The sequence below is a fragment of the Nonomuraea sp. NPDC003709 genome (assembly GCF_040610775.1).
Classification (GTDB): domain Bacteria; phylum Actinomycetota; class Actinomycetes; order Streptosporangiales; family Streptosporangiaceae; genus Nonomuraea; species Nonomuraea angiospora_A.
In genome coordinates, this window is the sequence record NZ_JBEXMW010000017.1 from 208,227 (window position 1) to 221,086 (window position 12,860).

Sequence of the window (12,860 nt, forward strand, 5' to 3'; positions counted from 1 at the left end):
CTCTTCTCATGACCTTGACCGAAGATCGCGCCCCCTCGGCCCGGCAGGTGCTGCCCGCCGAGGAGCGCCACGCCGCCGAACTCGCCTTCCTCGCCGCCCACGACTCCGGCCCCCGCCCGCCCGGCTGGGCGCTGACCCCGCGCGCGGTCGTCACCTTCATCTGCGGCAGCGGCGACGAGACGCTGGACGGCCGGATGAAGATCGCGCCCAAGTTCGTCGGCGAACGGGCCCTCGTCGAACGCTGCGTCGTCACCCTCGCCGGCGAGCGCGGCCTGCTCCTGGTCGGCGAGCCCGGCACCGCCAAGTCGATGCTCTCGGAGCTGCTGGCCGCCGCCGTGTGCGGCACCAGCGCGCTCACCGTCCAGGGCACCGCCGGCACGACCGAGGACGCCTTCCGCTACGGCTGGAACTACGCCCTGCTCCTCGCCCAGGGCCCCAGCCGGACCGCGCTCGTCGACTCGCCCGTGCTGACCGCCATGCGCTCCGGCCGCGTCGCCCGGGTGGAGGAGATCACCCGCTGCCTGCCCGAGGTCCAGGACGCGCTCGTGTCGATCCTGTCCGACCGGCGGGTCAGCGTGCCCGAGCTGGCCGGGACCGAGGACGCGCAGGTCGCGGCGGCGTCCGGGTTCACCGTCATCGCCACGGCCAACCTGCGCGACCGCGGCGTCTCGGAGATGTCGGCCGCCCTCAAGCGGCGCTTCAACTTCGAGACCGTCGGCCCCATCTCCGACGCCGACGCCGAGGTCTCCCTGGTACGCCGCCAGGCCACGGCCGTCGTCGAGCGCGCCGGCGCGACCTTCGGGGTGGACGACGCCGTGCTCGACGCGCTGGTCACCGTCTTCCGCGACCTGCGCTCCGGCCGCTCCACCGAAGGCTGGGACGTCGAACGCCCCGGCACCGTCATGTCCACGGCCGAGGCCGTGCAGGTGGCGGCCTCGCTGGGGGTGGCGGCGGCGTACCTGCCCACCGGCGACGTGCTGGACCTGGTGCCCGGTCACCTGCTGGGGGTCGTGCGCAAGGACGACCCCGCGGATCACGGGCGGCTGCTGGGCTACTGGGACGGGCCGGTGCGCAGGCGCGCGGAGGACGGGTCGGCGATGTGGCGCCGCCTGTGGGACCTGCGGGAGAACCTCCGTTGACCGCTCAGAGCCTCAATCCGCCCGCCCCGGATCCGGATCCCCGGGAGGCGGTCGCCGAGCTGGCGGCCTCGTCGCGGCCGTACCTGCTGGGGGTGCGGCACCACAGCCCCGCCCTGGCCGTGGTGCTGCCCGCGCTGCTGGACGCCGCCGACCCCGAGGTGGTCTGCGTCGAGCTGCCGGCGGACTTCCAGCCCTGGCTCGCGCACCTGGCCGACCCGGGGACGCAGGCCCCGGTGGCGCTCGCGGGGGCCCGGGTCGACGGCGGGCTCGGGTTCTACCCGTTCGCCGACTTCTCGCCCGAGCTGGTGGCAATCCGGTGGGCCTGGAAGCGCGGGGCGGAGGTGGTCTGCTGCGACCTCCCGCTGTCCGACCGCGGCTGGGACGCCACCGCGCCGGCTCCCCTCGCCGAGGAGGCGGGCCCGCGTGGTGTCTCCTTCGCCGAGGGGCTGGCCAGGGCCGGCAGCGGGCGTGACGGCGACGACATGTGGGACCGCGCCGTCGAGGTCCTCGCCCCCGGCTGCGAACCCGAGGCCGTCCGCCGCGCCGCCCTCGGCGTCGGCTGGGCCCTGCGCCGCGACGCGGAGACCGCGGGCGGCGTGCCCGCGATGGACCTGGCCCGCGAGGACCACATGCGCCGCGTCCTCGCGGTCGCCGCGGCCGGTGGCCGCCGGGTCGCGGCGGTGATCGGCGCCTTCCACGCGCCCGCGCTCCGCCTGCCCTCCGACGAGGCCACCGGCCCCGCCGTGGGGCCGGCTGACGGGGCCGGGCCGGTGCCCGTGACCTCGCTCGTGCCGTACGCGTTCGACCTGCTCGACTCCCGGTCCGGCTACCCGGCCGGCATCCGGGACCCGCGCTGGCAGCAGGCCGTGTTCGCGGCCGGAGGCGATCCCGGGAAGGTCCGGGACGGCGCCGCGCGCGCCATCACGGACCTGTGCCGGGAGCTGCGCTCGGCCGGGCACACCGCGGGCACCGGCGAGGCCGTCGAGACGCTGCGGCTCGCCTGCGACCTGGCCGGCCTGCGCGGCCTGCCCGCCCCTGGGCGCGGCGAGCTGCTGGAGGCGGTGACGACCGTGCTCGGCCAGGGCGAGCCGCTCGGCCGGGGACGTGCTCTGGCGCGGGCGCTGGACACCGTGTTCGTCGGCACCCAGCGGGGCAGGACCGCGCCCGGCACGCCGCGTTCCGGGCTCGGCCCCGCCGTGGAGGCCGATCTCGCCGCTCTGCGTCTCCCGTGTCCCGACAACCCCGAACCTCGTGAGGTACGTCTCGATCCGCTCCGCTCCGACCTCGACGCCCGCCGCGAGGTCGCTCTCCAGCGCCTCCTCGTCTGCGGCGTCAACTACGGCGAGCCGATCGAAGTGATGGGCACGGGCGACGGAGCCGCGCTCACCACCAGGTGGCGGCTGGCCTGGACCCCTGCGGTCCCGGCCCTGCTGGACCTGGCGGGCGTACGCGGTGTGACGCTCGCCCAGGCCGCGGCCGGGACGCTGCGGGAGACGTACCGCCGCGAGTCGGCGGACGGCGGCCCGACCTGCGCGCTCATCCTCGGCGGCCTGCGCGCCGCGGCCGGCTGCGACCTGCCCGACCTGGTGGCCGACCGCCTCGCCGACGCCGCCGTCACGCTGCCCGCCACCGCGAGCCTCGCCGAGCTGCTCCAGGCCCTCGACCTGATGGAGGCCCTGCGCCGCCGGCACCTGCCCGGCACCACGCCGGAGGGCCGCGAGCAGGCCGGAGAGCTGTCCGGCACCCTCCTGGAGGCGGCGGTACGCGCCCTGCCGGGGCTGGCGGGCAGCGATCAGCCGGAGGACGCGGTCGCCCTGGTCGCCCTCGCCTCCCGGGCCGGCGAGGAGCGCCTGGGCCTGCGGATGGACGACGCTCTGGCGGTGCTCGCGCGTACGGCCTCGCCCCTCATGCAGGGGGCGGCGCTGGCCGCCCGCGTGCTGCTGGACCTGGACGGCCCGGCCTCGCTCGGAGACCGGGCGGCCGGCTGGATCGACACCGCCACTGGCCCCGACGGCCGCCTGCGGCTGGCCCGGCTGCTGACCGGCGTGCTCACGGCCGCCGGGCCGCTGCTCCAGTCGGCCCCGGCGGCGCTCGACCCGCTCATGAACCGGGTGGACGGGCTCACGGACAAGGAGTTCCTGGACCGGCTGCCGGCGTTGCGTGGCGGGTTCGACACGCTCAGCCCGGCCGGGCGCGCCCGGCTGCTGGGGGTGGTGTCCGAACGGCTCGGCGACCGGCTCGACGTGGCCCTGCACGCTCCGCCGGCGCTGCTGGCCCTCTGGACCGCCGCCGACGCGGCCGGACTGGAGGCCCTGCGCGCGCTCCGGCTCCCCATCCCCATCGAGAGCACCCCGGCACCGGCGGATGAACCGCAGGCCGGAACCTCGGAGGAGCCGGAGGCGGTCGCCGTTCCCGTGACCGACATCCACCGCAGGCTGAGGCCCGCGGACCGGTGGCGGTTGCTGCTCGGCCGGGAGTCAGAAAACCTGCCCCCGAACGCCCGCTCGTACGCCCGCGCCCTGGACGAGCTGTACGGGTCGGGTCGCGGTGAAGGCGCCAACGACTTCGGGCCCGCCCCGGGGGACGGGGGCGGCAAGGAGGCGCCGTTCCCCACGGCACGCGAGTGGTCGGAGGAGCTGGAGGCGCTGTTCGGCACCGAGGTACGCGAGGAGGTCCTGGCCCGCGCCGCCGACGCCGGCCGCCACGACGTGCTGACCGAACTCGACCCCGCCTCCGTCCGGCCGTCCGTGGACCTGCTGACCTCCGTGCTGTCCCTGGCGGGCGGCCTGCCGGAGCAGCAGGTGGCCAAGCTGCGCCCGCTCGTACGCCGCCTGGTGGACGAGCTGACCCGCGAGCTCGCCACCCGCCTGCGGCCCGCCATGACCGGGGTCGCCACGCCGCGCCCGACCCGCCGACCCGGCGGCAAGCTGGACCTGCCGCGCACCCTGCGGGCCAACCTGGCGCACACGCGCCGCCTGGACGACGGCCGGCTCGTGGTGGTGCCGGAGCGGCCGGTGTTCAGCACGCGTTCGCGCCGGGAGGCCGACTGGCGGCTGATCCTGGTGGTGGACGTCTCCGGCTCCATGGAGGCGTCGGTGATCTGGTCGGCGCTGACGGCCGCCGTGCTGGCGGGGGTGCCGACGCTGTCCACGCACTTCCTGTCGTTCTCCACGCAGGTGATCGACCTGACCGACCGGGTCAGCGACCCGCTGTCCCTCCTGCTGGAGGTACGGGTCGGCGGCGGCACGCACATCGCCGCCGGGCTCGCCCAGGCCCGTACGCTGGTCACGGTCCCGAGCCGCACGCTCGTCGTGGTGGTCAGCGACTTCGAGGAGGGCTACCCGATCGGCGGCCTGCTCGCCGAGGTGCGCGCGCTGGCCGGCTCCGGCGTGCACCTGATGGGATGCGCCGCCCTGGACGACGACGGCGTACCCCGCTACTCGATCCCCGTCGCCCAGCAACTCGTCGCGGCCGGGATGCCCGTGGCCGCGCTCAGCCCGCTCGCCCTCGCCCGATGGGTGGGCGACCGCCTCCGCGGAGAACACCGGTGAACCCCTCCACGTCAACCACTCCCGAAACCGCTCCGGAGACGGTCCCGTCCGGCCCTCCCGGTGGTGGCGGGCCGCTGCCGCCGGTGACCCCGGAGGTGGTGGCCGCCGCCGTCGAGAGCCTGACCTCGCGGCTGCGCAAGAAGCTGGACGCGGCGATCGAACAGTACGCCGCCCTGCCCGTCACGGCCGGCGGCGAGGGCATGCGGATCGCCTGCGGCGAGGACGCGGTCGTCACGCTCTCGCCGGGGCCGTCCGGGGTGATCGCCGACGGTGACCAGGCGTCGTGCAGTTGCCTGCTGGCGCCGCGCTGTCTGCATCGTGCGGCCGTACTGAGCGCCTGCCCGATCGGGGACGCGCTCACCGGCGGAGAGGAGGCCGCCTCCCGCGACTCCTCCGATGCCGAACCCGCGCTCGCCGGATCCGACGGCGCGCAGACGGCCGCGGAGCCGGAGAGCGACGGCACAGGCGCGGCACCTGACGATGGAGCCGAGGGGGCAGACGAGGCGACGGGGCCTACGGCGGCGCAGGTGGCCGCCGCGACCGCGCTGTGGGCCGCTGCCGCCGCCGTGCTGTCCGCCGGGGTGCCCGCCGCCGGCGCGGTGCCCCAGGCCGAGTTGCTGAGGGCCGCGCACACCGCCCGCCTCGCGGGATTGCCGGGAGCGGAGGCCGCCGCGCTGCGGGTGGTGCGGGGGCTGCGCGCCGCCCGCGCCCGCCACGACGGCCACCGCCTCGCCGACCTGGTCTCCGCCCTGCGCGAGCTGCTGCTCACCGCGGGCCGGCTGGCCGGGGCGGACCCCGACCCGGCGCTGGCCGGCACCGTACGGCGCAACTACCAGCCGGGCGGGAGCCTGAAGGTGTACGGGGTGTTCAGGGAGCCGGTGATCAGCGCCACCGGGTATGGCGGTGTGGTGACGCACGTGGTCGCGGAGGACGGCCACTGGTATTCGGTGGCCGACGTCAAGCCGGGCGGATCGGCCCGTGCCCGTGGAGCCGCCACCGCGCCCGTCGCCATCGGCCCCGCCATGCTGAACCACTCCCAGCTCTCCCGTGCCGGGCTGCTGATCGTCGGCGCCACCGTCTCCCCGGACGGGCGCCTCGGAGCGGGCAAGGGCGTACGGGCCACCCCCGTCTCCGGCATGCCGTGGACGGAGGGGCCGATGGCGGCCCTGTTCGCCCGGCCGCTGGCGGAGGCGGCGGGCGCCCGGCTCTCCGGTCACGCCTGGAGCGAGTCGGACACGGCGGAACAGGCCCGTGAACCGGTCGGCTGCGACCTGGTCATCGTCGGCGCGGCAGGCGACCACGTACTGGCCCGCGCGGTGCTGCCCGACTCCGGGGGTGACGTGCGGGGCCACGGTCCGCTGATCCGGCTCGTCCCGGCCAGTCACCATCCCGAGCTGGCCCATGTCGACAATCTGCGGCGCCTCGCCTCCCGTCCGGGCCTGCTCGTACGGGTGGTGGGCCGGGTGGAGCCGGACCGGGTGGCGACGCTGCTCCCGCTGGCGGTCGGTCCGGTTCCCGGCACCGAGGCGACGCTGCGCCTGCCTCCCGAATGGCAGGGGCACGCCGACCTCGGGTACGACCGGCTCCAGGGAGCCCACCTCCCGCCCCAGGACGCCTGCCCGCCGCCCCCGGCCGGCGACGAGGTGGACCCGGTGGCCGGCGCGCCGCTCTGGCGGGTGCGCAGGCTGGTCGAGCTGGCCGTGTCCGGCGGGAGGCGGGCGGTGGCCGAGTCGGCCCGCAACGGCGAGTCGTACGCCCAGCTGCGCAGCGCCGGGTTCCAGGCCGCCGCCGACCTGGTCACGGGGTTGACCGCCGAGGCGGACCGCCGGAGCCGTGACGTGTTCGGGCGGTTGACGGACACGGGGCCAGACCGGTACGCGTGGGCGTGGGTGGCCGCCGCCACCCATCTCGCCGCCACGGAACGGGCCATGATCCACGCCTCCTGGCAGCCCGAGGAGGCCCTCTGACCGACCCGGCCGTCACCCGGTCGAACGTCGCGGGGGGCGCGTCGTCGCGGCCCCCTACGACGGCACGGCGGGAGAGCTGGGCTCCCGCACCTCCGCCGAGGGGATCCGGATGGCGTGGGCGAGCTCGTCCGGGTGCGTCAGCTGGGGATGGTGGCCTGCGCCGGGGACGACCGTCACCGTGGCCCGGGGGAGCGTGTCCAGCAGCATGCGTCCCTCGGCGGTGAGCGGGTCGCCGGCTCCCACGATGACGTGCACGCTCCCCGCGTACCGCCGTAGCTTGGCCCGGAGGTCCGCACGCCGGTCCTCCCGGCCGACGCCGGCGAGGAGCCGGGCGACGTCGGCGGCCACGCGGCCCCGGCGCAGGTCGGCGACGCTGGACTCCAGCGCCTTCGCGTACGCCACGTCCCCGGTGAGCCGCCGCGCCAGCGCCTCAGGGCGTACCCGGCCCAGATACCGGCTGCTCAGGAACGCCGACCGCGCGGCGAGACCGGCGCGCGCCTGGAGGAAGAACGGCGACACGAACGTGAGCCGGTCCACCAGATCGGGACGCGCGAGTGCCGCCTCCAGGGCGGCCGCCGCCCCCACGGAGTGACCCACCAGGTGACGGGCGCCGGTCTGGTCCACGAGCGCGGCCAGCCAGCGCGGCCAGTCCCCGAGCCGTCCCGCGCTCAGCCCCAGCCCGGGCAGGTCCACGACGCGGGCGTGGTCCAGCGCCGCGGCGACCGGGGCCCAGGTGTCGGCGTTCACCGGCAGGCCCGGCAGGACCACGGTGGGCCCGTCCGGTTCGCCGAGTTCGAAGGTGCGGACCCCGCCGATCACGGTGAACCGCCGCCGACCGGCGGGGACGGCTCCGAACCTGTGGGCCGCCAGGTGGTCGGCCCAGCGCAGGACGGACGTGGTGACGTCCGGCATGGCGAGGCCGTGCCGGGCGGCGAAGGCGTCCGCCGGACCTGTGGGGTAGCGGTCGTCCGAGAGGAACGTCAGCGTCTCCGGGTCGGCCTTGGTGAGCGCTCGGGGCAGGCGCTTCAGGAGGGACACCGGGATCCGCGTACGCGGCGCTCTGACCTGGTAGTGCTCCGCGACGCGGGCGAGCAGATCGGGCAACGCGGGCGTGTCGTCGTCGAGCACCCAGTACGCGCTCCGCTCGGCGGCCTCGTCCAGCGGGAGCAGGGTCATGAACCGGGCCAGATGGTCGACCGTGACCACCGGCACGAACGTCGTGGCGTCTCCCGGCAGTGCCGCCATGCTGCCCTGCCAGATCTCCTTCACGCTCGACGCGAGGCCCAGTCGCTGGTCCGACTCGCCGGTGACGCTGTCGCCGATCACGCTGGAGGGGTTGACGACGGACCAGGGGACGCCGAGCCGGTCCGCGGTGGCCTGGAGCACGGCGTCCGACTCGACCTTGGACGCCTCGTACGCTCCCAGCGCCTCGTACGTCTCCCGCCGTCGCTCGTCGCTCCAGGGCTCGGGGTCCTGCCCGCCCACCCGGTAGCCGGAGACGTGCACGAGGCGGCGCAGCCGGGGCAGCCCCGCCGCGAAGGCGACGACGGCGCGGACGCTGTCGACGTTGGCGCGGCGGGCCTCCTCCGCCGGCATCCCGAACCGGTAGGCGCCGGCGCAGTTGTAGATCTCGGTGACGTCCGCCGCGTCGCCGCGGATCAGCGACGGCGTCTCGAAGTCGACCCGGAGATCGGCCGGGGCCTCGCCGTGCCCGTGCTCCTCCAGCCAGCGGACCAGCCGCCGGTACGACTCGGGGCTCCGGGTGGCCGCGCTCACCCGTACGCCGGCCTGGCCGAGCGCGAGGATCAGGTGGCGTCCGATGAGCCCCGTCGCCCCGAACACCAGGGCGTGCCGGCTCATGACAGCGTCTCCCCGGCCAGGAGCGCGGCGATGACGTCGGCGGCGCAGCGCAGCGGCTCCACCGACCGCCGGGCGCGTGACATGATCATCGCCCCCTCGACCGTGCTGACCACGGCCGTCGCCAGCGTCCGCGCGGCGGCGGCCGGGCGGCCCTGGGCTACGAGGTACTCGGCCACGGGGTCGATCCAGGAGCCGAACGCGTCCGCGCAGGCCTCCCGCAGCCGCTCGCTCTGCGCGCCCATCTCCAGCGTGACCACCGAGACCGGGCAGCCGAGCTGGAAGTCGCTGTCGGTGAGCATGCCGGCCAGCACGTCGATCACGCGCCGGACCACGTCGCCCGGGCTCCCCGGCTCCAGCGCCGACTCGACCACGAGGGCGCGGAAGCGCTCGGCCGCGAGCGCGACGGCCTTCTCGCCGAGCGCCTCCTTCCCCTCGGGGAAGTGGAAGTACAGCGATCCCTTGGGAGCGCGGGCGTGCTCGACCACGGTGTTGAGGCCCGTGCCGCTGTAGCCGCGGGCCTGGATCAGCTCGAGCATCGATTCCACCAGCCGTGCGCTGGTTTGCGCGCCTTTGGTTCCTATCATGCGGAAAATATAGACCGGTCTACCGATTTTTCCAACTATATGGTGATGACGACCTTCCCCCGGGCGTGGCCCTTCTCGAGGTAGCGGACGGCTTCGGGCAGTTCCTTGAGCGGATACGTCCGGTCGATGACCGGCGTGATCTTCCCGGCTTCGGCGAAGTCCCGCAGGAGTTCGAGATCCTCGCTGCTCGTCCGCGACAAGATGGGCGCCAGCCGCTGGCTCATGACCACGGAGAGCGCCATCAGCTTGAGCGGACCGGTGAAGGGCCCCAGCCACAGCCCTTTGACCGGCCCCCCGACGGCCACCAGCACCCCCTTCGGGGCCAGCACGCGCCTGATCGCGGACAGCGAGTGGTTTCCGACCATGTCGATCATCGCGTCGTAGCGCCGCCCGGCCCGGGTGACGTCGTCCCGGGTGTAGTCCACGACGTGGTCGGCGCCGATCGAGCGGACCATCTCCACGTTCCCGGTGCTGCACACGCCGGTGACCTCGGCCCCGTACGCCTTGGCGAGCTGGACCGCGAACGTGCCCACGCCTCCCCCGGCGCCGTTGACGAGGACCCGCTGCCCGGCCCGGACGCGCGCCTTGTCCCGCAGCGCCTGCAGGGCGCTGAGCGCGGCCACCGGTATGGCGGCGGCCTCCTCGAAGGTCAGGTTGATCGGCTTCTTCAGGAGCATCGCGTCCTGGTGGAAGCAGGCGTACTCGGCGAACGCCGCGCTGCGCGCCTCCGGCTTCGCCCGGCCGCCGAACACCTCGTCGCCCGGCCGGAGCCTGGTGACGTTCCTGCCCACCGCTTCGACGCACCCCGCCAGGTCGGCGCCCATGCCGATGGGCTTGGGCCGTGACAGGCCGCTCATCGAGCGGACCACGTACGGCGTGCCCCTCATGAAGTGGAAGTCGAGCGGGTTGACGGCGGCCGCCTTCACGCTGACCAGGACGTCGTCGTCGCCCACGGCGGGTGGGTCGACGTCGTGGAGCTCGAGGACGTCGGGCGAGCCGTACCGGTCATAGCGGATTGCCTTCATGGTGCCCCCTTGGACGAGTTGCCGGCAGGACGCGCCGCCGCGTCGCTGGTCAGCGTAGGCAGCCGCCTCCGAGCGCCGATATCACGGAAATTCGTGATTTTGGGAGCCAATCGATCCGCCGCCGGGAGTAGTGTCCAGGGCAACGATGGCCAGACCGCCGCGCCGCTCGGGCAACCTGCCGGCCGAAGCGACCAGCTTCATCGGCCGCCGCCACGAGCTGGCAGAAGTCAGGAAGAAGCTCACCGAGGCCCGGCTGGTCAGCCTCGTCGGGCCGGGCGGCGTGGGCAAGACCCGCCTCGCGGTGCGGACGGCGTCCGGCCTCGGACGCGGGTTCCCCGGCGGCGCGTGGCTGGTCGAGCTGGCCGAGGTCCGGGATCCGGCGCGGGTCGGCGACACCGTGCTGGCGACCCTGGACCTGCGGGACCAGGCGGCGGCCGATCCCCTGGCCCGGTTGCCGGCCCACCTGCGCGACAAGCGGCTGCTGATCGTGCTGGACAACTGCGAGCACCTGCTCGAAGCGGCCTCCCGGCTCGTGACGGAGATCATGAAAGCCGCGCCGGGCGTGAGCGTGCTGGCCACCAGCCGGGAGCCGTTGTCGGCGCCGGGTGAGCACGTGGTGCCGGTGCCACCGCTCCAGCTGCCCGTGGCCGGGCCCCTCGCGCGGGTCCGGCAGAACGAGGCGGTCACGCTCTTCGTGGAACGGGCCGCGGCCGGATCGGGCGCCTTCGAGCTGACCGCCGCGAACCAGGCGGCCGTGACCGATCTGTGCCGCCGGCTCGACGGCCTGCCGCTGGCGATCGAGCTGGCGGCCGTCAGGACACGGGTCCTCACCGCCGAGCAGATCCTCGACCGGCTGTCCGACCGGTTCGGCCTGCTCACCGGCGGGGTACGGGCCGCGCTGCCCCGCCATCAGACCCTGCGTACCGCCATCGACTGGAGCCACGACCTGCTGGCGGCGGGCGAGCAGGCGCTGCTGAGGCGGCTGTCCGTGTTCTCCGGCAGGTTCACCCTGGAAGACGTCGAGTCGGTCTGCGCGTGGGACGACGTGCCGGCGGAGCGGGTGCTGGACCTGCTGTCGTCGCTCGTCGACAAGTCCCTGGTGATGAAGGAGGACGCCGGCAGCCTGGCCTGCTACCGGCTGCACGAGACGATGCGCGAGTACGCCGGGCTCAGGCTGCGCGCGGCCGGCGAGGAGGAGGCCGTCGAACGGCGCTGCTCCGGCTACTACCGGTCGAGGTGCCGCCGGTCCGCGGCCGAGGCCCGGGTCCGGCTCGTCGAGTGGCTCGCGTGGATGGACCTGGAGATCGACAACATCCGGTCGGTCCTCAGGCGCTGCCCGGCCCAGGAAGGGGTCACCCTCGTCTACTTCCTCGGCTGGTACTGGATGACGCGGGCCACGAGCGAGGGCGTCCGATGGCTGGACGAACTGCTCGCCTCCGGCCTCGGCGACCCGGGGGCGCGGGCTCATGGGTACTTCATGCGCGGCTTCCTGGCCGTGCTGCAGTCGGATCCGGCCGCCGCCCGCCCGGCGCTCGAACGGGCCGTGACGGCCGCTCGGGAGGCGGACCTGCGCAGCCTGCTGTCGCAGTCACTCTCCCTCGCCGCGATCGCCGCGAACATGGCCGGCGATCGCCTGTCCACCAGGCGCCTGTCCGAGGAGGCCCACTCTGTCGCGGCGGCCCTCGACGACCTCCCGGCCACGCTCATGGCGCTGCAGTCGCGAGCGCTGAACGGCCTGGCCGACGGCGACCTCGACGACGTCAGGGCTGCGGCGTCGCAGGGCGTGCGGATCAGCCGGGAGATCGGCGACCTCTACAGCCTCGGCATGATGCTGCTGAACCTCGGCTCGGCCATGCTGATGGCCGGCGCGCTCGACGAGTCGAAGCCGCTGCTCGCGGAGGCCCTGCCGATCGCCCACCGGATCGACGACCGGGTGGCGCAGTACTGCCTGCTCGACGCCCTGGGCTGCCACGCCGCGGCCTCCGGACAGGCGCAGATCGCGGCGCGGCTGCTCGGAGCGGCGGAGACGGTGCGCACGGGCGCCGGCGCGAGCCTCCAGCCGTACCTGACCCGGCTGGTCGCCCGGGCCGAGGAGTCGGCGACGGCGGCGCTCGGCGAGCCCGGGTTCAGGGCCGAGTACGAGGCCGGCGCACGCCTGAGCCGCGACGCCGCGGTCAGGCTGGCGCTCGGCGAGCCGGCTCCCGCCGCCCGGACCGCCCCCGCCGACGCGGGGCCGCTCGGGAAGCGGGAGGCGGAGGTCGCCCGGCTGGTCGCCGACGGGCTGAGCAACAAGCGGATCGCGGCCCGCCTGTTCATCTCCGAGCACACCGTCGACAGCCACGTCCGCAACATCCTGAACAAGCTCGGCGTCAACTCGCGGGCGCAGATCGCGGCCTGGATGGCGGCGTCCGGTCAGGCGGACGGGCGCAGCAGCACGGCCAGCGGGTCGGCCGCCTTCGACGAAGGGTCGTCGGAGACCGTGTAGACCCGTCCCGCGCCGTTGCCGACGGTGATCCGGTAGGTCATCAGGTCGGCGCCCACCTCCCCGGACCCGCCCTCGGCCGTGGCGGCGTCGATGGCGGACAGCGCCTCGTACACCTTGGCGGCCTGAGGCTCGGGGAGGTCGTCGGTGTCGTACTCACCGACGGCCTCCTCGATGCCGGCGAAGCCGCCGGTTCTCTCGATCTTCACACGCATGTCTGACTCCCCCTGCCGCACCGCACGATACGGCGAG

8 protein-coding genes are annotated in these 12,860 nt (G+C 75.1%); 4 read left to right on the plus strand and 4 right to left on the minus strand.

The window, feature by feature from the left end:
• Positions 1–8: 8 nt before the first annotated feature.
• From ABZX61_RS41790 to ABZX61_RS41800, 3 genes are read left to right on the plus strand one after another with little or no spacing between them, the layout of a single operon-like run.
• Complete coding sequence (locus ABZX61_RS41790) at positions 9–1,139, plus strand: AAA family ATPase (protein ID WP_350732152.1); 1,131 nt, start codon at positions 9–11, stop codon at positions 1,137–1,139.
• On the plus strand, positions 1,136–4,690 hold the full coding sequence (locus ABZX61_RS41795; RefSeq protein WP_355202471.1) for a DUF5682 family protein: 3,555 nt from the start codon (positions 1,136–1,138) through the stop codon (positions 4,688–4,690). The genes ABZX61_RS41790 and ABZX61_RS41795 overlap by 4 nt, the downstream gene beginning before the upstream one ends.
• The gene (locus tag ABZX61_RS41800; RefSeq protein WP_355202473.1) at positions 4,687–6,657 is read left to right on the plus strand and encodes an SWIM zinc finger family protein; all 1,971 of its coding nucleotides are present in this window, start codon (positions 4,687–4,689) and stop codon (positions 6,655–6,657) included. Before ABZX61_RS41795 ends, ABZX61_RS41800 begins: the two co-directional genes overlap by 4 nt.
• Positions 6,658–6,711: 54 nt before the next feature.
• Here ABZX61_RS41800 and ABZX61_RS41805 read toward each other — a convergent pair whose 3' ends face one another.
• The 3 genes from ABZX61_RS41805 to ABZX61_RS41815 all read right to left on the minus strand — a co-directional run bounded on the left by ABZX61_RS41805 (position 6,712) and on the right by ABZX61_RS41815 (position 10,126).
• Positions 6,712–8,517: an alpha/beta fold hydrolase gene (locus ABZX61_RS41805; protein ID WP_355202476.1), complete on the minus strand. Its 1,806-nt coding sequence runs from the start codon at positions 8,515–8,517 to the stop codon at positions 6,712–6,714.
• Positions 8,514–9,053, minus strand: a complete 540-nt coding sequence (locus ABZX61_RS41810) for a TetR/AcrR family transcriptional regulator (protein WP_355202478.1) — start codon at positions 9,051–9,053, stop codon at positions 8,514–8,516. Before ABZX61_RS41810 ends, ABZX61_RS41805 begins: the two co-directional genes overlap by 4 nt.
• A gap of 83 nt (positions 9,054–9,136) precedes the next feature.
• On the minus strand, positions 9,137–10,126 hold the full coding sequence (locus ABZX61_RS41815) for an NAD(P)-dependent alcohol dehydrogenase (protein ID WP_355202480.1): 990 nt from the start codon (positions 10,124–10,126) through the stop codon (positions 9,137–9,139).
• A gap of 130 nt (positions 10,127–10,256) precedes the next feature.
• Between ABZX61_RS41815 and ABZX61_RS41820 the strand changes: the two genes are divergently transcribed.
• A complete protein-coding gene (locus ABZX61_RS41820; RefSeq protein WP_355202483.1) occupies positions 10,257–12,611 on the plus strand; it encodes a LuxR C-terminal-related transcriptional regulator in 2,355 nt (784 codons plus the stop codon).
• Here the strand turns inward: ABZX61_RS41820 and ABZX61_RS41825 are convergent.
• A complete protein-coding gene (locus ABZX61_RS41825) occupies positions 12,539–12,823 on the minus strand; it encodes a protealysin inhibitor emfourin (RefSeq protein WP_355202486.1) in 285 nt (94 codons plus the stop codon). The genes ABZX61_RS41820 and ABZX61_RS41825 overlap by 73 nt on opposite strands.
• Positions 12,824–12,860: the final 37 nt, after the last annotated feature.